Here is a 22124-nt window from a genome sequence, read left to right on the forward strand (position 1 = left end):
CGCCGTGTCGTCTTGCCTGTTGGCGACGCGATCTATCGCCTATCGGGTCCATTGGCGTTCGTCGGACTTCGCCGGCAGGGCTCCTGCGCGTCCGACGGCGGCCGTCAGACCTCGTCAGGCGGCTCGATCATGGCTCCCGCCCGTGGCTCGCCCGCATAGGGCAGGCCCGCTCCGTGCTGCTTGGCGATCCAATTGCGGCGCTCCTCGCGCGGCGTCACGCCGAAGCGCTCGCGATACGCGTTCGAAAAATGGGCGGCCGACGAAAATCCGCACGCGAGGCTGACCTGCACGATCGATTTGCTCGTCCGTTGCAATTGCATGCGCGCCTTCGAAAGCCGCAAGCCGAGGTAGTACTTCGACGGCATCGCCCCCAGGTACTGCCGAAACAGCCGCTCGAGCTGACGCCGCGAGACGCCGACGAGGCCCGCGATGTCATCGGTCGTCAACGGATCTTCGATGTTCGCTTCCATCAGCAGCAACGCGTCGTTCAGCCGCGGATGCCGCTCGCCCGGCGCCGTGACATAGGGAATCCGCTGACGTTCTTCGCCCGAGCGCAGCACGCCCACGCCGAGCGCATCGGCGATGCGTTCCGACAATTCTGGCCCATGTTCGCGCGCAATCATCGCCAACATGAAATCGACGTTGGCCAAACCGCCCGCGCACGTGGCGCGATCTCGATCGATCTCGAAGATCTGCTGCGTAACGATGGAGCGCTCGAACTGTTCCGCGAACTGCTGATAGGTCTCCCAATTGACGCTGACGCGATAGCCCGAAAGCTGCCCCGCCATCGCCAGCCACCAGACGCCATGATGGATACCCGTGACGAGCGCGGTGCGTTGGCCCACACGAGCAAGGCTGGACAGAAACAGCTTGTAGTCGGCGAACTGCTGAAACCGCTCGGTGGCGACGATGAGCCAGTCGCAGCAGAGGCCGTCGCCGAACGCATCGTCGACGGGCAGCGTCGCCCCACCCGCGAGCGGCACGGCCCGGCCATCCCACGAGAGCACTTGCCAGCGGTATAGCGCGCGGCCGTCGATTTCGTTCGCGAGCCGAAGCGCGTCGATCAGCGGCGCCACGCCCGACATCGACACGGGCGGCAGCACGACGATCGCCACTTGCGTCGTTTTGGCCTGGGCCGATTGCGTACGCGGCATCAATGCGCCCCGCTCGCGCGACGCGCAGCGGTTGCGCGCGCGATATACGTTGCATGGGCCCTGCGCGCCTGCCCGATCATTGCGTCCACGCGCATGCCTCTTACTTCAGGCTACCCGAGAGGAACTGCTTCAAGCGCTCGCTGTCGGGCTGCGCAAGCACGACGGCGGGATCGCCCTCTTCCTCGGTACGGCCTTGATGAAGAAACATCACGTGATTCGAGACGTTGCGCGCGAAGCCCATTTCATGCGTGACGACGATCATCGTGCGCCCTTCTTCGGCCAGCTTCTGCATGACCTTCAGCACTTCGCCGACCAGCTCGGGATCGAGCGCCGACGTCGGTTCGTCGAACAACATCACATCGGGGTTCATCGCCAGCGCGCGCGCAATGGCGACGCGCTGCTGCTGCCCGCCCGACAAGTGCGACGGGTACTGCTTTTCGAGTCGCGGCGCGAGGCCGACCTTCTCCAGGTACATGCGGGCGCGCTCCTCGGCCTCGCGTTTCGAGAGACCGAGCACATGCACGGGCGCCTCGATGATGTTCTCGAGCACGTTCATATGCGCCCACAAGTTGAAATGCTGAAACACCATCGCCAGCTTCGTGCGGATGCGCTGCAGCTGCTTGTGATCGGCCACTTCGAGGTTGCCGGCGCGATCGGCTTTCGTGCGCACCGTTTCGCCGTCGACGACGATGCTGCCCGCGTTGGGCCGTTCGAGGAAGTTGATGCACCGTAAGAACGTGCTCTTACCCGAGCCGCTTGCGCCGATGATGCTGATGACGTCGCCGGCTTTCGCCTTCAGCGTCACGCCTTTGAGCACCTCGTTGTCGCCGTAGCGCTTATGGATGTCGAGCGCCGCGAGCTTGACTGCGGCGGATTGAGAAGTCGCTTCGAGCACCATGCTCTCCCGTATGATTCGATGGCGTTGGTTCAAGGCCGGCGGCAGCGCGGCGTCAATGGCGGCCGACGGCCAGATAAGCAAGCCAGTGCCGCTCGGCGCGCCGGAACGCCGCGACGAGCGCGAACGATACCGCAAGATAAATCAGCGCGGCGATGCCGAAAGCCTGGAACGACATGTACGTGGCCGAATTGGCGTCGCGGGCGACCTTCAGCACGTCCGGCACCGTCGCCGTGAACGCCACGGTTGTCGCATGCAGCATCAGGATGACCTCGTTACTGTACAACGGCAGCGCCCGGCGCAGCGCCGAAGGCAAAATGATGCGACGGTACATCGTCCAACGGCTCATGCCGTATGCGCGCGCCGCTTCCACCTCGCCGTGCGAGATCGCGCGAATTGCGCCAGCGAAAATCTCGGTCGTATACGCGCCCGTGTTCAAGCCGAACGCGAGAATCGCGCAATGCAGGCCGCTGCGAAAGAATTCGTTGAGCACGGCGTGCGCACGCACGAACTCGAGGCTGTATACGCCGCTATAAATCAGCAACAGTTGCACGTAGAGGGGAGTGCCGCGAAACACATACGTGTAGCCGCGCACCGGCGTAGACAGCCAGCGATTCTTCGACACGCGCGCCACCGCGAGCGGCACGGCCATGCAAAAGCCGATGACGAGCGAAGCGACGAGCAGCCACAATGTCACCACAAGGCCCGACAGGCCCTGGCCGTCGTAATAGATGAACGCGCGGCCATACTGCGACAGGATTTCGATCATCTTGCGTGGGCTCCTTCAAAGTTCCGCATGCCGGACGCCGATGGAATAGCGCCTGTCGAGCCACAGCAGCACGACGTTCGAGGCGGTCGTGATTGCCAGATAGATCAAGGCCGCGACCAGGATGAAAAAGAACATATTGAAGGTGCTCTTGCCGGCGTCTTGTGCCGCCTTGACGACATCAGCGAGACCGATGATCGACACGAGCGCCGTCGCTTTGACCAACACCTGCCAATTGTTGCCGATGCCCGGCAGCGCGAAGCGCATCATCTGCGGAAACAGAATGCGCGAAAAGACGCTGATACCGCTCATGCCATAGGCGCTGCCCGCTTCGAGTTGGCCGCGTGGCACCGAGAGAAATGCGCCGCGAAAGGTCTCGGTGAAATACGCACCATAGATGAACCCGAGCGTCAGCACGCCCGCGACGAACGGATCGATGTCAATCTGGTCCATCCCGAGCGCGTCGGTCAGTTGATTGACGGCGATCTGAATGCTGTAAAACAGCAGCAGCATCAAAACGAGATCGGGCACCGAGCGGATCAACGTCGTATAGGCGGTGGCCACGCCCGCGACTGCACGGTTGCGCGAAAGCTTGGCACACGCGCCAACGAGCCCGAGCAACACCGACACGGCAAGCGAGAGCACCGACAACTCGATCGTCTTGATCGTGCCGGCGAGAAGGATCGGGCCGAAGCCATATAAAAGCACGCGCGTCTCCATTCGAATAGGCTTTGTTCGCGTTGGCGCATAGCGCGCCGCGAGCAGCGACCGCGGCGCATTTTGCACCGGGCCGATACTCGCAAGCGAATCCGGATTATTCAAACAGGACGCGGGCGTTTGCTGCGCCGCAACACAAACGATTTGCACGGCCGCGCATAGCCCGAAACCGCTTGTTAGGGCAGATGACGGGCGCGAGCGCGCCCGCGCGTCCCACAGGAGCGGACGGCGGTTTTGCAAGTTTCCGGTCGCATTTTCGATATTCCGGAAAGCGACGGCGCTCAGCGAATACGCACGATCTTTGAACACCGAGCCCATAAAAACAGAACCGGCCGTCACGCAAAGTGAACGGCCGGCAATCTTGATGGCGCGCGACGCAAGAACGTCGGCAAAACAAGCCGAACACCACAGAGCGACGTCGTCCCTTGCGCTGCGTCATTGGCCTGCGTCCGCCCGCCCGTGCAATGCACGTGACGTCCGATCGCCCCCCGTGGCCGGCGCTGCGCTGCGTCCCCTGACCCTTAACCGTTTCTATATATTCGATATGACGTGTTCGGTGGATGTAATGTAGGACGAGACGTGGCCTGAAGACAAAGCGTGTTTACGCTCATAGGGAAGCTCTGAGGACCAAACCGCGGGGGCGCGTGCGCGGGCGAACGGACGCGCGATCTCAGCGCGTCAGATCGAGGTCGTGGGTCTTACGGCGATCGCGCGTGGACGTCGAGGCTGCAGGATCAGTGGTGGTGTGCGCGCCCGGTGCGGGTGCATACCGGCGCGCGCGTGCGACTTCGGCAAGCTGCCAGGAACCGAGCGCGATACAGCCGAAGACAACCTCCCGCATACGCTTGACGAGCGCAAGCGAAAGCCCCACTTCGCGGTCGATGCCGAACATTTGCGCAAGCAATACCACCGCCACTTCCTGCACGCCGAGGCCCGCGGGCACCATGAAAGCCGCGTGCCGCACGGCTTGCGTCAGCGCTTCGATGGCGATCGCGCCGCCGATCGATACGGGATGACCGAGCAGCGCCAACGCCCAATACGTTTCGAATGCACCGATGAGGTAGCCGGCGAATTGCCACGCGAACGCGCTTAGGAGCACGCCGGTGCGCGTCATCAACGCGTCGATTTCGGCATCGAGCCTGGCCCCGTCGATGCCCTGCAAGAACCGATGCTCGCTGCCGAGCGCCCTCGCCGCGAACCGCTCGATCGCAAGAAAAACGCCGCCGCGACGCAACAGCAGCGCGGTAATGATGGGCAGCGGCAAGGACAGCACAAGCGCGAGCGCAATCGTCTTCGCGTGGTCGCTGCCTGTCGCCGACAAGATCAGCACGACACCGAGGGCCGAAAACGCGTACTGGACAGCGATCGTGACGAGCACTTCGACAATGACCGACGCGCTGACGCAACTCGCGTCGCGCACACGCCACCGCGCCAGCCGAATCCCGACGATCTCTCCGCCCACGGCCAAGACAGGGAGCAAGCGGCTGACGGCCTCGCGCACGGTGGCAACCCACCAGAGAAAGCCGAGCGACACACGGCCGCGCAGCAACACGCGCCAGCCGTAGGCGTCGAGCAGCAACGGAAGCGCATGAAACGGTACCAGCCACAGCAACGCAGGGCCGGCCTGACCGATGACATGGGCGACGTCGGCCGCCCCTTCACGCACGATCAGCGCGATGAAGATGCCAATGCCGAGCGGCCAACCGGCCCATTTGAGCCACTTTGTCATAGCGACGAGCCTCGCCGAGCAACATCATGACCACGCTTGAGATGCGCATCGGTCGTGCCACCTGCGCTCGCACCGCCGCCGAATCCGTCGGCGAATATGTCTGCGAATCCGCCGCAGGGCAACCCCGCGGCGGCGATCGCCGCGGCCACGCGCGGCGACAGCAACGCGTCGAGTTCGTCGAGGTGACGATACGCCTGCATCGAAGCGGTGATCGGCCCCTCGCCTGCTTCGGCCGGATGGCAATAAATTTCAGCGACTCCCTCGGCCGGCATCCGAGCGAGCGCATCGAGCAGCGCGGCTTCGTCCATCCCGCCCGTGTGCTCGATACCCGCCACGTAGTCGTTATAGGCAATGCCGGCCCGGGCGAGCCTGCGCCGCATGAGTGCGATCCAGGGCCTTAGCCACCAGGGCGCGTTCGCTTCGAACGGCAAACGCACGGCACGCAGCCCGAACTCGCGGCCGATCGAGAGCACGAGGGAAAGGACGGTCGGGTGAAGATGAAAATGCTTGTGAGCGTTGACGTGATCGAGCGGCAGGCCCGTTGCCGCGAACGCTTCGAATTGGGCGCGGATTTCGCGGGCCAGCGCTTCTCGCACGGCCGGCAGAAAGAAGAAGCGAAACCCGTCGCGCACCATGGCATCGCCGAAGCGGCCGTCCGGCCCAACGAGCGCCGGAATTTGCACAGCGGGCAGCGTGGCCGGGCCATCGGCGAGCACGAGGTGCAGACCCACGCGCAAATTGGGCAAGCGCCGCGCACGCTCGACGGCGTCCCGCGCCGCCGGCGCGCCCACCATCAGGCTCGCGGCCTTGAGCACACCGTCCCGATGCGCGCGCTCGACGGCCGCATTCACGCGTGGATGCAACCCGAAATCGTCAGCGGTGACGATCAGGGCGCGGCGGCCCGAGCGCATCACGAATTTACGCCTCGTGCGCGCGCAGGAAGCGGAAGAACTCGACGCCTTCGCGCAGACGGCGCTTCATCATGTCCCAGCTCGTCAGCATCTCGCGCACGATCTCCCAGATCTTCGAGGGCCGGAAATAAAACTGACGATAGAACTGCTCGAGATGGTGGTAGATCTCATCGCGCGACAGATGCGGATAGCCGATCGCAGCGAGCTGCACGCCTTCCTTGCTGACGAGGTTGATCGTCTTGTTCTCTTCCATCCAGCCGTTTTCGACCGCTTGCTTGTAAAGCGTCGTACCGGGATAAGGCGCGGCGAGCGAGACCTGGATCGTGTGCGGATTGATTTCCTTCGCATACTCGATCGTCTTCTTGATCGTCTCTTGCGTCTCGCCCGGCAAGCCAAGAATGAAGGTGCCGTGAATCTTGATGCCGAGCTTCTTGCAGTCCGCACTGAAGCGGCGCGCGAAGTCGGTGCGCACGCCCTTCTTGATGTTCACGAGGATCTGATCGTCGCCCGATTCGAAGCCCACGAGCAACAGGCGCAAGCCGTTTTCCTTCATGACCTTGAGCGTCTTGTACGGGACATTCGCTTTTGCATTGCACGACCACGTCATGCCGAGCTTGCCCAGGCCGAGCGCGATCGCTTCGGCGCGCGGCAGGTCGTCGGTGAACGTGTCGTCGTCGAACATCAGTTCCTTGACTTCGGGCATGTTGTCGCGGATCCACTTCGCTTCCTCGAGCACGTTCTCGACCGAGCGCGTGCGATAGCGGTGACCGCTGACCGTCTGCGGCCACAGGCAGAACGTGCAGCGCGACTTGCAGCCGCGGCCCGTATAGATCGACACGTACGGGTAGTTCAGATAGCCGATGAAGTAGTTCTCGATCTTCAGGTCGCGCTTGTAGACGGGCGCGACGAACGGCAGCTCGTCCATGTTCTCGAGAATCGGACGCGCTTCGTTGTGCTCGATCGAGCCGTCCTTGGCGCGCCAGCTCAACCCCTTGATCTCGGCGAACGGCTTGCCTTCGGCCAGCTCCTTGCAGGTGAAGTCGAATTCCTCACGGCAGACGAAGTCGATCGCTTCGGACGCCGTCAGCGAGTTGTGCGGATCGACCATCACCTTCGCACCCACCATGCCGACGATCAGCGACGGCTTGCGCTTCTTCAGATCCTGCGCAAAAAGCGCGTCGGTCGGGAACGACGGCGTGCTCGTATGGATGATGATGAGTTCGTAGTCGTCGCAAATCTTCAGCGTTTCTTCGACCGACAAGCCGTCGGCCGGCGCATCGATCACGCGGCTTCCGGGAATGAGCGCCGCGGGCTGCGCGAGCCACGTCGGATACCAGAACGAGCGGATTTCGCGCTTGGCCTGGTAGCGCGAACCGGCTCCGCCATCGAAGCCGTCATAAGACGGGGCCTGCAAGAACAGCGTTTTCATGGATGAAGCTCCGGCAACCTGTTGGGTGAAGCAAATCATGTAAGACGACGGCCGAACCCGCATGGCCATCGACAAAAACCTGAAAGACTAATACGTTCGCTTAAGAACCGTCCGATCCTTCGGCGATTCGCGCGACGACGGGCATACGCGCGCCGCGCCAAACGACGTGCGAGCCGAACGCCGCGATGAACCATTGCGCGGCCAGCAGCGCATCGCGCAGCGGCACGAGCGCTAGATCGCGCCAGAACTCGCCGCGCTCGCGCGAGGCTCGCGCATGCAGGCCGACGCGCGCCGCGATCCCGAGCGCCGACGATACGGTCAGCGCCCTTCCGTACGCGCCAGCGCCGCCGTGGACGGCGAACAGCGCACCGGCGAGCAGCCACGGCGACGTGAACGTGATGAACAAGAACGCGAAGCCGAGCGGATTGATCGAGCGGATCGTGCGCAGCCAGCGCGTCTCGCGCAACCACAGCGTGCCGAAATCGGGCTCGATGACGTCGGTGTCGACAACGACTTCCGAGAGCACCGTGGTCATGCCGCGCTGGCGCGTGTGCTCGGCCAGCCAGTAGTCGTCGGCCAGGCAATCCTTGAGCGCGTCGAAGCCGCCGATCTCGGCCAGCACCGAGGCACGCAGCGCGAGCGTCGCGCCGAAGCCGAAGCTGCGCGAACCGCCCGCATGCGCAATGCGCACCGACGGCGCAAACCATTCGTTAATGAACAGCGCGCCCACGCGCGTCCAGAACCCGCCGACGCTTTTCGCGTGATAGAGGCAGGTCACGATGCCCACCTGAGGGTCGGCCAGCGGCGCCGTCACGGCTTCCAGGTAATCGGGCGCGACGGCGATATCGCTATCGGCCAGCACGATCAGCGCATGCTTGGCGCGCGCGGCCAGATTGATCAGATTACTGACCTTCAGGTTGTGCCCATGCACGCGCGAATCGACGACGAGCACGATATCGCGCTCGGGGAACGCCGCTTGCAACCGGCGCACGACTGCGATCGCCGGATCGGACGACGACGACACGCCGAACAACAACTGATAGCAAGGATGCGTTTGCGCGCAAAACGTCGAAAGGTTTTCGTAAAGCCTCGGCTCGGCGCCGCACAGCGGCTTGAGCACGCTTACCGGCTGTGCGGGCCGCCCGTCGAAGCCGCGCACGCGTTTGGCGAGCGAGCGCGCCGACGGCAACGCAAGTGCGGCGACCACGGCGTAGGCCGTCGCCACGCAGCACAATGCGACGAGCAGCCAATCCCAGAGCGTGGCAGGCGAAAACGTCATCGGACGCCGCCGCCGTAAGCCGCGCGAGCCCATGCAGCGCCCGCACACCGGCGGCGCACGCAGGACCCGTGGGATGAGACGCTTGCTGGCACGTTCGCTACTCCTTCGTTATTCTCGGCGCTGCGCGAGCGCCACGCCGGAACGCGCGCGGCGCCTCTCAAGGCTCGCTTTGGAAACAGGCAATTGTAGCAGCGCGGCCGGCAGAACGCTTCGGGGCCGGCCAGGAACGCGGATTTCGTCGGCCGCAAGCAACGGAGCATTGGCGCAGACGTGCAGGTCGACGCCGCTTCGGCGACATTGAGGGACAGGTCAGCTGCATCACCGCCGCGCATAAGTGCTACCGACTGCGTTGCAACCGATGACGCGACGCAGCAAGTCCTGTATCTTGATAGCGTCGGTGCGCTGCGCCAAAGGGCGCGGCGAATGCGCGCAAAACCGAGCGCAAAACCCGGCGAAACGGCCCGCCCGGCTCGAAAGAGGCGCGTGTTTACGCGAGCGAAGTCATCATGAAGAACGTCTTGAGCATTCAACCGCACGTCGTGTTCGGCCATGCGGGCAATAGTGCCGCCGTCTTTCCGATGCAGCGGCTGGGGGTGAACGTCTGGCCGCTGGACACGATGCAGTTTTCGAACCACATGCAATACGGCCATTGGGCAGGCAGCGCGATCGACGCACCGCAGATGGCCGAGCTCGTCGAAGGCATCGGCGCGATCGGCATGCTCAGGCGCTGCGATGCGATCCTTTCGGGCTATCTCGGCGCCAAGCTGCACGCCCAGGCCGTGATGGACATCGTCCGCACCGTGAAGGCGACCAACCCGGAAGTCTGGCACTTCTGGACGCCCGTCATCGGCGCCGGCGCCGGCGCGAGCGTCGACGAATACCTGCTCGAAACGATGCCCGCGCTGGCCGACGGCCTCTCGCCCACGCACGACACGTTGCAAAAGCTCGTGGGCCGCGCCATCGATAATGTCGACGAAGCCGTAGCGGCCTGCCGCGAGTTGATTCGCCGCGGCCCGCAGATCGTGCTCGTCAAGCAGCTGGTCGACCGCCATAGCCCGGCCGACCGCGTCAACCTGCTGCTCGTCACGGAACGGGAAGCCTGGATGACGCAACATCCGCGCTACCCGTTCGCTCGTCAACCGGTCGGCGTCGGCGAGCTCATGAGCGCGACCTTCGTCGCGCGGCGCTTGAACGGCGATTCGTTGCGGACCGCCTTCGAGCACGCCGTCTCGGCCGTCCACGCCGTGCTTAAAGCGACCTACGCCGCGGGTCGCTATGAACTCGAACTGATCGCCGCACAGGACGACATTGCGCGGCCGCGCGAGTGGCTTGGCGCCTGGACCGTCGATACGGCGATCGAACGTCGCAAGCGCCCCTGACGGCGAGGCAGGCCCACCCTCGCGCCCGGATCGGCGGGTCAGCTTCGCGCGATCACCCCGCGCCCCACGGTCCGCTCCGCTCAATCGAGCTTGAACTGCGCGACGGCCGTCGCCAGATTGACCGCCTGCGTCTGCAACGCCGCTGCAGCCGCCGCCGATTGTTCGACGAGCGCCGCGTTTTGCTGCACCATTTCGTCGAGTTGCGAAACGGCGCGATTCACTTCCTGAATGCCGCGTGTCTGCTCGCCGGCCGCATGCGTGATTTCGGACATGATCGTCGTCACGCTCGACACGTTCGAGACGATTTCCGTCATCGTGTCGCCCGCACGTCTGACCTGGCTCGACCCCGACGAGACGCTGTCGATCGTCGATTCGATCAACGACTTGATCTCCTTCGCTGCTTGCGCGCTGCGCTGAGCCAGGCTGCGCACTTCGCCGGCCACGACCGCGAAGCCGCGGCCTTGCTCGCCCGCACGCGCAGCTTCGACGGCCGCGTTCAACGCAAGGATGTTCGTCTGGAACGCGATGCCGTCGATCACGCCGATGATGTCGCCGATCTTGCCCGAGGCCGATTCGATCGTTCCCATCGTCGTCACGACTTCCGAGACGACCTGACCGCCGCGCGAAGCGACTGTCGAGGCCGATGCGGCCATGTCGTTCGCCTGCCGCGCCGAACTCGCCGATTGCGTGACCGTCGACGTAATTTCTTCCATCGACGCGGCCGTCTCCTGCAAGCTCGCCGCCGCCGATTCGGTGCGGCCCGACAGATCGAGGTTGCCTGCGGCGATTTCGTCGGCCGCCGTACGTACCGATTCGCTCGTATCGCGAATGTGCCGCATCACGTCGCGCAGCTTATCGACGAACGTATTGAACGAGCGCGCGATCTGCGCCACTTCGTCCCGGCCGTCAGCCGGCAATCGACGAGTCAGGTCGCCCGTGCCGGAGCCGATCGCATCCATCGCGTCGCGCACGAGCGACAGACGCTTGAACGAGTGCGACGTCACGGCCGAGACGATCGCCGCGGCCAGCGCGACGATGATGACGAGCGCGATCGCCGACGTCGTGAGGAACGAGCGAATGCCCGCCTTCGCTTCGCTTTCGTCGAGCGCGACGACGACGGTCCAATCCGTGCCGGGCACATTCATTCCGCGCAGCAGCACCTGGTGACCGTCCGCGTCGGTCGCGAGCGGCGCTGAAGCACTGCCGAGCGAGGCGATCGTCGCCGCACTCATGCGCGGCATCAACGTCGAAATGGGCTTGAGCGTGAGCTTGGCATCGGGGTGCGCGACGATGTCGCCCGCGCCGTCGACCAGCAAGCCGAAGCTCGCCGGGGTCGGATGAATCGACTTCACGTTCGCGATCACGCTATCCATGTTGACGTCGCCTGCCACGACCGCTTTGAGGCCGCCGTCGCGCACGATCGGCACGGCGAACGTCACCACGAGCTTGCCGGAGCCCGCATCGACGTAAGGCGCCGTCCCCACGGGCTTGCCGGCCGCGGCGGCTTGCTTGTACCAGGGACGCTCTGTCGGATCGTACGTAGGCGGCACGCCCGTCGGATCGCCAAATTTGGCCGTCTTGTCGGCATAGCCCGCATAGACATTCACGAACCCGCCCGAAGCCATGATCTGCTTGAAGGTCGGAATGGGATCGGCCGCGCTCAGCGCGACGTCTTGCAACGCGGCCACGGCCGCGGTCTTGGACGACACCCATTCGCCAATACCGGCGTCGTGCCCGTTTGCGAGTGCGACGAGGTTGTTATTGATCGTGTCGTTTTCGTGGGAATTGACTACAAAGAAGTTCAGGGTCGCGTTGACAATCAGAGAACCGACCACGATGGCAAGACAGGCCGCGAGCACGCGGCCGCGAATTGACGCAAACATTGAAACAGTTTCCTTCAGACGAATGGGTTGCGAGGATTCGTAGTCCCCGATCAGGTAAACGGCATACCGCACTGCAACTTGACGCTCTTCCTGCTAGGGAATATGCCGAGTGCTATTTACCATCCATTGCGCATTGCACTGCAAAAATACGACTAATAGGAGGTTTTAGCGGAATTGGCGCAGGCGTATTTCTCCCGATTGCCCCTGGTCAACCGGCTGTGCCGAAATGCGCATAGGAAGCGTCGCGAAAGGTCAAGACGGGGCCATATTGGCTTTCTATAGTCCCATCGAGCGATCGCAATGGCGCTTCTCTCGCCTAGCGGTTCGATCAATACAACGCCTTGCAGGAGGGATGCCGCCACACGCCGGACCATACGAACAAGAGACGTGCATCGAGCGCCCGCCTCGAAAGCGCGAGCGCCGCCAGAGAGCCGCACAAAAGCGGCGTCAGCGGCGCATGCACGCCACAGCACTACATTCATGCTTGCCGACAAAGGAAACAACATGCGTTTTGCGAAGAACTTCACCCCTGTCGCAGTTGCAGTTGGAGCACTTCTCGGGCTTGCCCCGCTCGCCTCTCATGCAGATACCGTCGTAAAGATCGGCTTTGCCGCTCCGCTCACCGGGCCTAATGCCAATTACGGCAAAGATCTGGAAAACGGCGTCAAGATGGCGCTCGACGATGCGAAGGCGCAAGGCATCAAGATCAACGGTCAGCCGGTTTCGTTCGAACTCGTCGCAGAAGACGACCAGGCGGACCCGCGCGTGGGCGTGCAAGTCGCGCAAAAACTCGTGGACGAAGGCGTCTCGGTCGTGGTCGGTCACTTCAACTCGGGCACGACGATCCCCGCTTCGGAGCTTTATGAAAAAGCAGGCCTGCCCGATATCGACCCGGCAGCCACGAACCCCATCATCAGCGGCCGCGGCTACAAGAACGTCTTCATGGTGATTTCGAGCGACGCGCAAAATGCCGGCACGGCCGGCACCTATGCGGTAAAGACAATGGGCAAGAAGCGTATCGCCGTGATCGACGACCGCACCGCATTCGGGCAAGGAGAAGCCGACGAATTCGTGAAGGCCGTGAAAGCGCAAGGCGGCGCTATCGTCGATCGCGAATACACGACGAATCAGGCGACCGACTTCAAAACGCAGCTCACGAACATCAAGGCGAAGAATCCTGATCTGATTTTCGTCGGTGCGCTCAATCCGCAGGCTGCCGGCATCATGAAGCAGATGAACCAACTCGGCATCAAGGCGCAATATGTCGGCGGCGGCGGCGTGAAGGACATCGACTTCATCAAGCTCGCAGGCGATGTATCCGAAGGCGCGATGGCATGGGAATACGGGCGTCCGCTCGATAGCACGCCAGTCGGCGCGAAATTCGCCGAACGCTTCAAGCAGAAGTTCGGCGAAGACGTGCTCTCCTATGCGCCGTTCGGTTACGACGCGGCGTGGGCCGCCATCAAGGCCATGCAGGCAGCCAATTCGACCAAGCCCGACGACTATCGCCCGAAGCTGCAAAGCATCAGCTTCGATGGCATCACGGGCCATATCGCTTTCAACGCAAACGGTTCGTTGAAGAATGGCTCGTCGACGGTCTATCAGGTCAAGGGTGGTCAATGGGTAACGGTCAAGACGGTCACCGGTCTCTGATCCACTGTTAAGCTCTGCGCACTTTTGCGCAGGCTATCCGCGCGGCGCCTGACGGGCGCCGCGCTTTTTGATTTTGTGTTTTACCGGAAATTTCTTTGGATGTTTTGGAGTCCTAATGATTTCGAAAATCGTCGTCGTGGGTGGCGGTGTGATCGGCAGCGCCGTGGCGTATTTTCTCCGCAGCATGGATACGAGCGTCGAAGTGACGGTGCTCGAACGCGACCCGAGCTACGCGCGCGCCTCCTCGGCGCTGTCGGCGGCGTCCATCCGGCAGCAGTTCTCGACACCCCTTTCCGTGCAGATGTCGCTCTACGGCATCGGGTTTTTGCGCTCGATCGGCGAGCGGCTTGCCGTCGGCGGCGAAGCGCCGTCGATCGATCTGCATGAAGGCGGCTACCTCTTTCTGGCCACTCCCGCGGGCGAAACGATCCTGCGCGAGAATCACGCGCTGCAAACGTCCCTCGGCGCACAGATCCGTTACCTGCAAAAGGATGAACTGCAAGCGACGTTTCCATGGCTGAACACGGAAGACCTCGTCGCGGGCACCTATGGCGTGTCGGGCGAAGGTTGGTTCGATGGCTATGGGCTCGTGCAAGCGCTGCGTAAAAAAGCGCAATCGCTCGGCGCGCGCTACCTGCCGGTCGAAGCGACGGGACTGCGCCGCGACGGACGACGCGTGACGCAGGTGCTGACCTCCGCCGGCGATGCGCTCGATTGCGACGTGATGGTCAACGCTGCCGGCCCCTGGGCCCGGCGTATCGCGCAACTGCTCGACATCGACCTGCCCGTCTACGCACGCAGGCGCAGCATCTTCAACGTCAGCTCGCCTGCGAAGCTCGAGCGCTGCCCGTTGTTGATCGATCCGACCGGCGTCTACTTTCGACCCGAAGGTTCGACCTATATTTGCGGGACGTCGCCGAGCGCCGACCGCGATCCCGACGACCTGCCGCTCGACGAAGTCGATCATGCGCTGTTCGACGACGTGATCTGGCCGACGCTCGCCCATCGCGTACCGCAATTCGAGGCGCTGCGCGTGCAACATGCATGGTCCGGCTACTACGAATACAACGTATTCGATCACAACGCCATCATCGGCTATCACCCCGACGTCGATAATTGCGTATTCGCGAACGGATTCAGCGGCCACGGCTTACAACAAGGCCCCGCTACGGGGCGCGGCGTTGCCGAACTGATCCTGCAAGGACAATTCGCTTCGCTCGACCTCTCCCCACTCGGTTTCGCGCGCGTGCTCGAAAACCGCCCCGTCATCGAACGCAACGTCGTTTGACGCGCAGGACAGGAACCGCGTAAGCCCGAGTACATTTAAGGCACGGGTAGCGGACACGCCGGCTCCGATCAGGCCACGTTGCGCGCTGCCTCTTCATGAAGCCATCGACGTAAAGCGTCGATGGCTTCATGCTTTGCGCTATCCGCACGCCAGACCACGTAATGGGCGTAGATGTCGGTGACGCTGCGCTTCCATAGCCGCATGAGACGACCCTCGGCCACATCCCGCTCGACGAGCGAGCCGCGTGCGAGCGCAACGCCCTGCCCGTTCGCCGCTGCTTCGAGCAAGGCGTTCGCGTCGTCGAACAGGGGGCCGCCACGCGGCTCGGTGAAGTCGAGTCCCACGGCCTGAAACCAAGGCTCCCATGGCTGCGAGCGATGCCTGAGCAGCGTGCAATGGGCGAGATCGGCGAAGCGGCGCGGACGTACGCCGTTGCGATAGATCGGGCTCATCACGGGGAAGATCGCTTCGTCCATGAAATGGTCCGCTTGGACGCCGGGCCATGTACCGGGGCCGTACCGCAGCGCTACGTCGATGCCGTCGCGTCCGTTCAAGCGCGCAAGCGCGACGTCCCTGCGCAGCTCCAGCGCGATCAGCGGATGCTTGCGCCGAAAATCTTCGAGCCGGGGCGCGAGCCAACGATCCGCGAACGGCGGCAGCACGCTGACCGTCAACGACACCGATTGGCGCGGCCGGCGATGCACGCGATTGCTTAAGCGTCCTGGCGGTTCGAATGCGCGCTCCAAGACATTCAACCCTTGTCGAATCTGCAATGCCAGGCTCTGCGCGCGCGGTGTCGGCCAAGCGCCGCCGCGCTCCCGCACGAACAACTGCACGCTCAGTCGTTCTTCCAGCGCGCGCACATGCTGGCTGACCGCGCCTTGGGTCAATGCAAGCTCGTCTGCGGCGCGCGTGAAGCTTTCCAAGCGCACGGCCGCTTCGAATGCACGCAGTGTTTGCAATGGAGGAAGGTGGGTTCGCTTCTGCATGCCGTCATTAGTATCACTAATACATGGGTCAGGCAAATTGTCGTTTGCATCCGGCCCTGCGTGGTCGATAAGCTTTCGCACTATCGCAACCGCAACCGCAACAGCAACCGCAGAACGCTCCCGTCACCATGACCTATCGACTCTACTATTCCCCAGGCGCCTGTTCGCTGGCCGTGCACGTCGTACTCGAAGAAATCGGCACACCCTATACGTTGCAGGAAGTGTCCGTGGCGCGTGCCGAGACACAGCAGAGCGCCTACCTCGCACTGAACCCAAAAGGCCGCGTCCCCGCGCTCGCGATTCCCTCCGAGACGAAGCTGCTGACGGAGTTGCCCGCCATCCTCGTCTACCTGGCTCGGCAGCGCCCGGAGGCCAACCTGTTGCCGATCGCGAGCGCGGTCGAGGAGGCTCGCGCACACGAATGGCTCGAATGGCTCTCAGGCTGGGTACATGGCGTCGGTTACGGCGGAATATGGAGACCTGAACGATTCTGCGCGCAGGACACGTCCGCGCACGAGGCGATTCGCGCCAACGGCCGCCGGGTCGTGCAAGAGGCCTACGCGACGATCGAACGCACGCTCGGCGATGGTCGCGAGTGGGCCCTGCCGAGCGGCTATACGATCGTCGACCCGTTCTTGCTCGTGCTCTATCGATGGGGCAATCGAATCGGGCTCGGCATGCGTGTCAATTACGCGGCATGGACTGCGCTGGCCGAGCGCACGCTCGAGCGCCCCGCTGTGCAGCGCGTGCTCGCGCGCGAGGGCATCTCGATCGAATGAGCCAAACACCCGTGCATCCGTGCATCCGTGCGTGAGCGCCACTCATTGAACCTTCTGCATTAAACCTTCCGTATACGCAATGACACGTGCACGACCCGCGCGTGTCACATTCCTTTCCCGCATCCGTCATCTTCGCCCGCTATCGTCTTCGTCGTAAACGTTTCCCCTACGACAAAACGAGGCCTCAAGGCCCGCGCGCCACATCGCTACGCTTCCAGTCCCCGCAGTCGGCTTCAGTCAACGGAGAGCTTCATGAAGCGATACAAGAAAGTCAGAGGTGGTCCCGCAACCCTGCGTACCGGCTTGGCGTTGGGCACACTTGCGCTCGCCGCGAGCGGCGCGCTGATGCCGGCACTCGCCGACAGTGAGCCGCAACGCGCTGTCGATCCGTCGATGGCGACCGTCTCGCCGATCAAGCATGTCATCGTCATCGTCGGCGAAAACCGCACGTTCGATCAGGTCTTCGGCGCCTACAAGCCGCGCGCCGGCCAAAGCATCTCGAACCTGCTGTCCAAAGGCATCATCACGGCCGACGGCCGCCCCGGTCGCAACTTCGCTCTCGCCGCGCAAAACACCGCACAAGCCGTCGATCCGACGCGGTTCGAAATGAGTCCCGGCGGCAAGGCGCCGTACACCGTGCTGCCCGCCCCGAATACCGGCTCCGCACCGAGCGCTGCGAGCGACACGAACCCGCCGCCGTTCGCGACGCTCGCCGCTGCGCAAGCGGCCGAAGGCGCCGTGCTCGAACCGCAAGACGTCGCCCAATTGATGACGGGCGCGACCGGTCTCGCCAAAGGCGTGCCCGACACGCGCTTCGGCGCGAATACCTTCACGCTGCCGAACGGCCCCTATCAAATCTCACGCGTCGGCCCGAACTACGATCAGTATGTCGCGAGCCCGGTCCATCGCTTCTATCAGGCGTGGCAGCAGGCCGATTGCAACGCGAAGTCCGCTACGCTGACGAACCCGAGCGGCTGCGCGATGGACCTGGTCGCATGGGTCGAGACGTCGGTCGGGGCGGGCACCAACGGGAAGCCGCAGCCGCCTGGCTTCAACGATCAAACCACGCGCGAAGGTTCGACTGCACTCGGCTACTACAACGTGCAGACGGGCGACATGCCCTACTTCAACGAACTTGCGCGCAAGTACACGATCAGCGATAACTACCACCAGCCAGTGATGGGCGGTACGGGCTCGAACAGCATCATGATCGGGACGGCCGACGCGCTCTATTACACCGATGGCCATGGCAACGCCACGACGCCGCCTTCGAATCAAATCGAAGATCCGCGTCCGCAAGCCGGCACCAACAACTGGTATGCGCAAGACGGCTACTCGGGCGGCTCGTACAGCAACTGCTCGGACACGTCGCAACCGGGCGTCGGTGCCGTGCGCAGCTATCTGAACTCGCTGCCGTACCACCCGAAGGCCAATTGCGCGCCGGGTGCCTACTATCTGCTCAACAACTACAACCCGGGCTACAACGGCGACGGCACAGTCAACACGAGCGCCTTCACGATTCCGCCCTCGCCGGTGCGCACGATCGGCGATACCTTGCTCGCGAAGGGCATTTCGTGGAAGTACTACGGCGAAGGTTGGAATTCGTTCGTGGCCAATTCTCCGACGAGCACGTATTGCAACATCTGCAATCCGTTCCTCTATGAAACGGCGATCATGACGAACCCGGCGACCGTCAAGGCACATCTGCAGGACACGACAGACTTGTACGCCGACATCTCGCGTGGTGCACTGCCTGCGGTGTCGTTCGTGAAGCCGGGGTGGCTGCTGGACGGGCACCCTGCTTCGTCGAAGTACGGCTTGTTCGAAGCGTTCTCGCGCAAAATCGTCGATGCGGTGCGCAGCAATCCGAAACTGTGGGCATCGACGGCGATCTTCATCACGAACGACGAAGGCGGCGGCTACTATGACTCAGGCTACATTCAGCCCGTCGACTTCTTCGGCGACGGCTCACGTATCCCGCTGATCATCGTCTCGCCTTACTCGCGCGGTGGCCGCGTCGTGCATCAATACACCGATCACGTCTCGATTCTGAAGTTCGTCGAACGCAACTGGTCGCTTGGACCAATCACGAACCGCAGCCGCGACAATCTGCCGAACCCTGTACAGCTCGTCGGCAATCCGTACGTACCGGTGAATTCGCCCGCGATCGGCGACCCGTTCGATGCGTTCCACTTCGATCATCGTCATCACGGCAACGGCGATCGCGACGGCGACGACAAGCACGACGATCACGGCGATCACGACAATCAGGGCGGCTCGCTCTGGTCGCCGTTCTAACGCCAAACGTCGCATCGCCAGCAGCAACATCATCGTATCGGGCGAGCGCTGCTCGCCCGAACGATGATTTGCGCCGACGTATCGCGTTCGATGCGCACCAGCGTCTCGCGCATCGCATCGAATTCGTTAGGACTACAAACCTGTTTTCCGAATTCGGCTTGCAGTCGGCGCGACACCTGCACGACGCGCGAAGCCGGATCGAAAACATAGTGCGCCGAGTAGCGCAGCATGTCGGCGTCGATCGTCAGATCCTGCGGGAGATAGACGAGCGCGACGTCATGCGGCAACGTCAGCGTGCCCTGCTCGTCGAACGTCCCCCCGATGCAGACGAACGGTTGGACACGCCGCGAATGGGCCAACCACGCTTGCACTTGCGACGCAATCCCGCCCGCGAGGCTCGATAGTGCGGGAATGGCCGTCATACCGTCAGGCCAAAGGACATGTTCGAGGCCGCCTGTCATCGAGACCGCAAACGGCCCGCTCGTGGCGTTGACATCGTCGGTCTGCACCGAACTCGTGCCGCGCAATCCCGTCTGGCGCAACCGCTCCTGTGCAATCTGCACGGTATGGGCGTGCGTGGAGCGCCGGAATACGTTGCGTTCAAGCTCGGCGGTGAAGCCATCGTCCTCGACACGATATCCGTAGCGGGCATCGCCGTTCTCGTCGATCTCCAGATCGAGCCGCGCCTCGCGCGATCGAAGTTGCGTCGCCGGCGTGCGTGCCAGCACACCGTCATCGACGAGCAGCGCCGGCCGGTCCATGACGCTTGCCGGCAAAAATCCGAACGCGATGCCGCCACCCGCAGTGGTATCGGCGTAACGCGCAAGCTCAGGAATCCAGACGATGACGTGATTGATCGCGCTCGCACCGTAGCCCGGCACCGACGGCAGCGTATAGACCGAACCGAGGCTGATCAGGGCCGGTTCGCTCCGGATGCCGACGGCTGCAAGCAGCGCCACGTACACCGCGACATGGTCTTTGCAATCGCCGTATCGATTCCGAAGAATATCCACGACGCGATGGGGCTTGCCCGCCGTCTCGCCAAGAAAAAGCGCTACGTAGCGAATATTCGTGCGCGTCCAATCGTAAAGTCGCGCTGCTTTCGACCAGTCGTCGGGTACATCGCGTGTCAGTGCATGCGCGAGCGCAACGACCTGCGGATCGCCCGCCGTTGCATCGACGGCGTCCTCGCGATAGCGCTCGGCAAACGCCGCGAAGCTCGGAAACGTCGTGACCATGAGACGGTCGCCGTCGTTCGCATAGCCCACCGCGCCGTGTTCGATCGGTGCGAACGGCCCGTGCCGATAATCGAACTCGTAGCGCGTTCGCCCGTTCGCAGTCACGGGTGGACGAGCCTGATAGCCGCGGGCGTCCGCGTAGAGCGGCATGTCGGCAGGCAGATCGAAGATCAGACGTTGATCGAGCACCGGCTCGCGTGCGGGCGTCGCAAAGTACTGAAAGACGCCGGCGTGGGTCGCCTTGCGCGACTTGCGAAACGTCAGGTGCTCGCGCCATCCCGGTTCGATGCCTGGAAAAATGACCGACCGCAGCACGCCGTCTGCGAATGTGGGCGCCCCCGCCGCGCGTGGCTCCTGGACATCTCTGATTGCCTCGGGTCCGACGCGATGAATACCGCCTTCAGGGTCGATCGATTCGGCCGCCAACGCATCGATGCGCTCGATGTCCTTGTTGAACCAGACATAGCGCTGCGCGACTGCGTCCACGCCCGCCGCCGTTTCGACACGAAGCGTCGTGTCGTCATCTTCGACGACGGAGCCGTCATGCTCCACCTTGAACACGTGGACGTCCGACTCGATCGTTGCAGGCGCAGCGTCGAGCGTGGTCGACGGGACCTCGATCGGCGCTGCCGGCGTTGCGCGGGCATCGATGCTTGCCGCCACGCCTATGCCGATACCCAGCAAAACGGCGGAGACAGCACGAAGGCGCCTCGTCGCCCACCCCATCCCGCGCTTCCCACAGATCGACATCGCTGATCCGGATCTGGTTAGGACTGCATCTTGTTTTTCGTCGCCCGCCCGGCATCCTGTCGTTTCCAGCCAGCCTGATATCCGAGCGGCGACGTGCCGAATTCCATTCGAAAGGCGCGATTGAAATTCGACAGATCGGAAAACCCGCAGTCGAGCGCAATCTCGACGACTTTATCGCGCGTTTCGACGAGTCGTTGCGTCGCGGCGCGCAAGCGCGCGCGCAACACGTATTGGTGCGGGGTCACGCCCGTCGCGCGTTCGAAGGTCCGTAGAAAGTGATACGGGCTGAGCCCCGCATGTCCGGCCAGCCGATCGAGGCCAAGCTCGGCATCGGGCCGCTCGTCGATCCATCGCAACGTGTCGACCACGCGCGCCAACGCCGCCGCTGGAATCGGCTTCGCCCGATCCGCGGGCGTCCCCTCGAGGAGCCGCAGCACGCGTACGGCCAACGTCAACCCGATCTCATCCCACGCCAAATCGGCGGTGACCGTCACTGCGTTGCCTGCCGCCGCAACGAATGGAGCCAGCGCCCGCGACGGCTCAATACGCGCCGCCTTCAACGAAACGCGATGGCCCCCGATGCCGGCGTCGGCATACAAACGTTCGAAGTACTCGGGCCGATAGCGAAACGCGACGCAGCGATCCCCGGCTCGATGACGATGTCCGCATTCGAAACACTCGCCGGCGTTGCCGAGCATCGCCGCACCCGGTGCGAGCAGTCCCGCCCCGGTTTCGGAGCGGTATTCGAACGCCCCCGCCGCGACAAGCGCGATGCAATACGAGCCATGGCGTTCCTCGAACGGAGGATCGCCGGGCCCGCAGGTGCAGAGCACGTCGGCCACGCTCCAGCCTTCGCCTTGCGCGATCGTGCGCGGTGCGGTCGTGCCGCGCGCTGCGTCGCGGGCGCGGCGGGCTAGTGCTTGCTGCAAATCCACCGCAATTTTTACCAAGATTCGCCTCGTCCCGTTGCTTAGCATTGCGATGGGT

17 protein-coding genes are annotated in these 22124 nt (G+C 63.4%); 5 read left to right on the forward strand and 12 right to left on the reverse strand.

The annotated features are described in order from the left end of the window. Positions 1–104 precede the first annotated feature (104 nt). The 8 genes from C0Z19_RS12410 to hpnI all read right to left on the reverse strand — a co-directional run bounded on the left by C0Z19_RS12410 (position 105) and on the right by hpnI (position 8880). On the reverse strand, positions 105–1154 hold the full coding sequence (locus tag C0Z19_RS12410) for a GlxA family transcriptional regulator (RefSeq protein ID WP_102610138.1): 1050 nt from the start codon (positions 1152–1154) through the stop codon (positions 105–107). 100 nt (positions 1155–1254) lie between these two features. Then, entirely contained in the window at positions 1255–2052 is a 798-nt protein-coding gene (locus tag C0Z19_RS12415; RefSeq protein ID WP_175083961.1) for an ABC transporter ATP-binding protein, read from the reverse strand. 52 nt (positions 2053–2104) lie between these two features. Then, positions 2105–2818, reverse strand: coding sequence for an ABC transporter permease (locus C0Z19_RS12420; RefSeq protein ID WP_102610139.1), 714 nt, complete (start codon positions 2816–2818; stop codon positions 2105–2107). A 15-nt stretch (positions 2819–2833) separates the two neighbouring features. Further along, the gene (locus C0Z19_RS12425; RefSeq protein ID WP_102610290.1) at positions 2834–3523 is read right to left on the reverse strand and encodes an ABC transporter permease; all 690 of its coding nucleotides are present in this window, start codon (positions 3521–3523) and stop codon (positions 2834–2836) included. A 679-nt stretch (positions 3524–4202) separates the two neighbouring features. Then, complete coding sequence (locus tag C0Z19_RS12430; RefSeq protein WP_102610140.1) at positions 4203–5261, reverse strand: lysylphosphatidylglycerol synthase domain-containing protein; 1059 nt, start codon at positions 5259–5261, stop codon at positions 4203–4205. Next, positions 5258–6172, reverse strand: coding sequence for a hopanoid biosynthesis-associated protein HpnK (gene hpnK / locus C0Z19_RS12435; RefSeq protein ID WP_102610141.1), 915 nt, complete (start codon positions 6170–6172; stop codon positions 5258–5260). The genes C0Z19_RS12430 and hpnK overlap by 4 nt, the downstream gene beginning before the upstream one ends. A gap of 7 nt (positions 6173–6179) precedes the next feature. Continuing rightward, complete coding sequence (gene hpnJ, locus C0Z19_RS12440) at positions 6180–7601, reverse strand: hopanoid biosynthesis associated radical SAM protein HpnJ (RefSeq protein WP_102610142.1); 1422 nt, start codon at positions 7599–7601, stop codon at positions 6180–6182. A gap of 100 nt (positions 7602–7701) precedes the next feature. After that, a complete protein-coding gene (hpnI, locus tag C0Z19_RS12445) occupies positions 7702–8880 on the reverse strand; it encodes a bacteriohopanetetrol glucosamine biosynthesis glycosyltransferase HpnI (protein WP_102610291.1) in 1179 nt (392 codons plus the stop codon). 506 nt (positions 8881–9386) lie between these two features. Between hpnI and pdxY the strand changes: the two genes are divergently transcribed. Next, complete coding sequence (gene pdxY, locus C0Z19_RS12450) at positions 9387–10259, forward strand: pyridoxal kinase PdxY (protein WP_102610143.1); 873 nt, start codon at positions 9387–9389, stop codon at positions 10257–10259. An 80-nt stretch (positions 10260–10339) separates the two neighbouring features. Here the strand turns inward: pdxY and C0Z19_RS12455 are convergent, their stop codons facing one another. Beyond that, positions 10340–12142, reverse strand: coding sequence for a methyl-accepting chemotaxis protein (locus tag C0Z19_RS12455; RefSeq protein ID WP_102610144.1), 1803 nt, complete (start codon positions 12140–12142; stop codon positions 10340–10342). 504 nt (positions 12143–12646) lie between these two features. Here C0Z19_RS12455 and C0Z19_RS12460 point away from each other — a divergent pair. Both C0Z19_RS12460 and C0Z19_RS12465 read left to right on the forward strand, forming a co-directional pair. Further along, on the forward strand, positions 12647–13795 hold the full coding sequence (locus C0Z19_RS12460) for a branched-chain amino acid ABC transporter substrate-binding protein (protein ID WP_102610292.1): 1149 nt from the start codon (positions 12647–12649) through the stop codon (positions 13793–13795). A gap of 115 nt (positions 13796–13910) precedes the next feature. Continuing rightward, a complete protein-coding gene (locus C0Z19_RS12465; protein WP_102610145.1) occupies positions 13911–15083 on the forward strand; it encodes an NAD(P)/FAD-dependent oxidoreductase in 1173 nt (390 codons plus the stop codon). A gap of 68 nt (positions 15084–15151) precedes the next feature. On the opposite strand, the gene C0Z19_RS12470 is transcribed toward C0Z19_RS12465, so the two are convergent. Further along, positions 15152–16072 carry a LysR substrate-binding domain-containing protein gene (locus tag C0Z19_RS12470; RefSeq protein ID WP_102610146.1) on the reverse strand — a complete coding sequence of 307 codons (921 nt, stop codon included), beginning with the start codon at positions 16070–16072 and terminating at the stop codon, positions 15152–15154. Between the two features lie 128 nt (positions 16073–16200). Here C0Z19_RS12470 and C0Z19_RS12475 point away from each other — a divergent pair, with 128 nt between their 5' ends. After that, complete coding sequence (locus C0Z19_RS12475; RefSeq protein ID WP_102610147.1) at positions 16201–16851, forward strand: glutathione S-transferase N-terminal domain-containing protein; 651 nt, start codon at positions 16201–16203, stop codon at positions 16849–16851. Between the two features lie 252 nt (positions 16852–17103). Further along, positions 17104–19149 (forward strand): alkaline phosphatase family protein, encoded by a 2046-nt coding sequence (locus tag C0Z19_RS12480; protein WP_102610148.1) that lies wholly within the window; start codon positions 17104–17106, stop codon positions 19147–19149. A 29-nt stretch (positions 19150–19178) separates the two neighbouring features. Here the strand turns inward: C0Z19_RS12480 and C0Z19_RS12485 are convergent, their stop codons facing one another. Both C0Z19_RS12485 and C0Z19_RS12490 read right to left on the reverse strand, forming a co-directional pair. Then, positions 19179–21137 carry a DUF3857 domain-containing transglutaminase family protein gene (locus C0Z19_RS12485; protein WP_233196118.1) on the reverse strand — a complete coding sequence of 653 codons (1959 nt, stop codon included), beginning with the start codon at positions 21135–21137 and terminating at the stop codon, positions 19179–19181. A gap of 17 nt (positions 21138–21154) precedes the next feature. Next, positions 21155–22087, reverse strand: coding sequence for a helix-turn-helix domain-containing protein (locus tag C0Z19_RS12490; RefSeq protein ID WP_102610150.1), 933 nt, complete (start codon positions 22085–22087; stop codon positions 21155–21157). Between the last annotated feature and the right edge of the window lie 37 nt (positions 22088–22124).

It is taken from the genome of Trinickia soli, from assembly GCF_002879855.1.
GTDB lineage: Bacteria > Pseudomonadota > Gammaproteobacteria > Burkholderiales > Burkholderiaceae > Trinickia > Trinickia soli.

Coding starts and splice junctions, on each gene's coding strand:
- C0Z19_RS12460 (WP_102610292.1), top strand. CDS start 12,647: ATGCGTTTTGCGAAGAACTTCACCCCTGTCGCAGTTGCAGTTGGAGCA.
- hpnJ (WP_102610142.1), bottom strand. CDS start 7,601: ATGAAAACGCTGTTCTTGCAGGCCCCGTCTTATGACGGCTTCGATGGC.
- C0Z19_RS12455 (WP_102610144.1), bottom strand. CDS start 12,142: ATGTTTGCGTCAATTCGCGGCCGCGTGCTCGCGGCCTGTCTTGCCATC.
- pdxY (WP_102610143.1), top strand. CDS start 9,387: ATGAAGAACGTCTTGAGCATTCAACCGCACGTCGTGTTCGGCCATGCG.
- C0Z19_RS12415 (WP_175083961.1), bottom strand. CDS start 2,052: ATGGTGCTCGAAGCGACTTCTCAATCCGCCGCAGTCAAGCTCGCGGCG.
- hpnI (WP_102610291.1), bottom strand. CDS start 8,880: ATGACGTTTTCGCCTGCCACGCTCTGGGATTGGCTGCTCGTCGCATTG.
- hpnK (WP_102610141.1), bottom strand. CDS start 6,172: ATGCGCTCGGGCCGCCGCGCCCTGATCGTCACCGCTGACGATTTCGGG.
- C0Z19_RS12485 (WP_233196118.1), bottom strand. CDS start 21,137: ATGTCGATCTGTGGGAAGCGCGGGATGGGGTGGGCGACGAGGCGCCTT.
- C0Z19_RS12465 (WP_102610145.1), top strand. CDS start 13,911: ATGATTTCGAAAATCGTCGTCGTGGGTGGCGGTGTGATCGGCAGCGCC.
- C0Z19_RS12420 (WP_102610139.1), bottom strand. CDS start 2,818: ATGATCGAAATCCTGTCGCAGTATGGCCGCGCGTTCATCTATTACGAC.
- C0Z19_RS12480 (WP_102610148.1), top strand. CDS start 17,104: ATGAAGCGATACAAGAAAGTCAGAGGTGGTCCCGCAACCCTGCGTACC.
- C0Z19_RS12475 (WP_102610147.1), top strand. CDS start 16,201: ATGACCTATCGACTCTACTATTCCCCAGGCGCCTGTTCGCTGGCCGTG.
- C0Z19_RS12410 (WP_102610138.1), bottom strand. CDS start 1,154: ATGCCGCGTACGCAATCGGCCCAGGCCAAAACGACGCAAGTGGCGATC.
- C0Z19_RS12470 (WP_102610146.1), bottom strand. CDS start 16,072: ATGCAGAAGCGAACCCACCTTCCTCCATTGCAAACACTGCGTGCATTC.
- C0Z19_RS12430 (WP_102610140.1), bottom strand. CDS start 5,261: ATGACAAAGTGGCTCAAATGGGCCGGTTGGCCGCTCGGCATTGGCATC.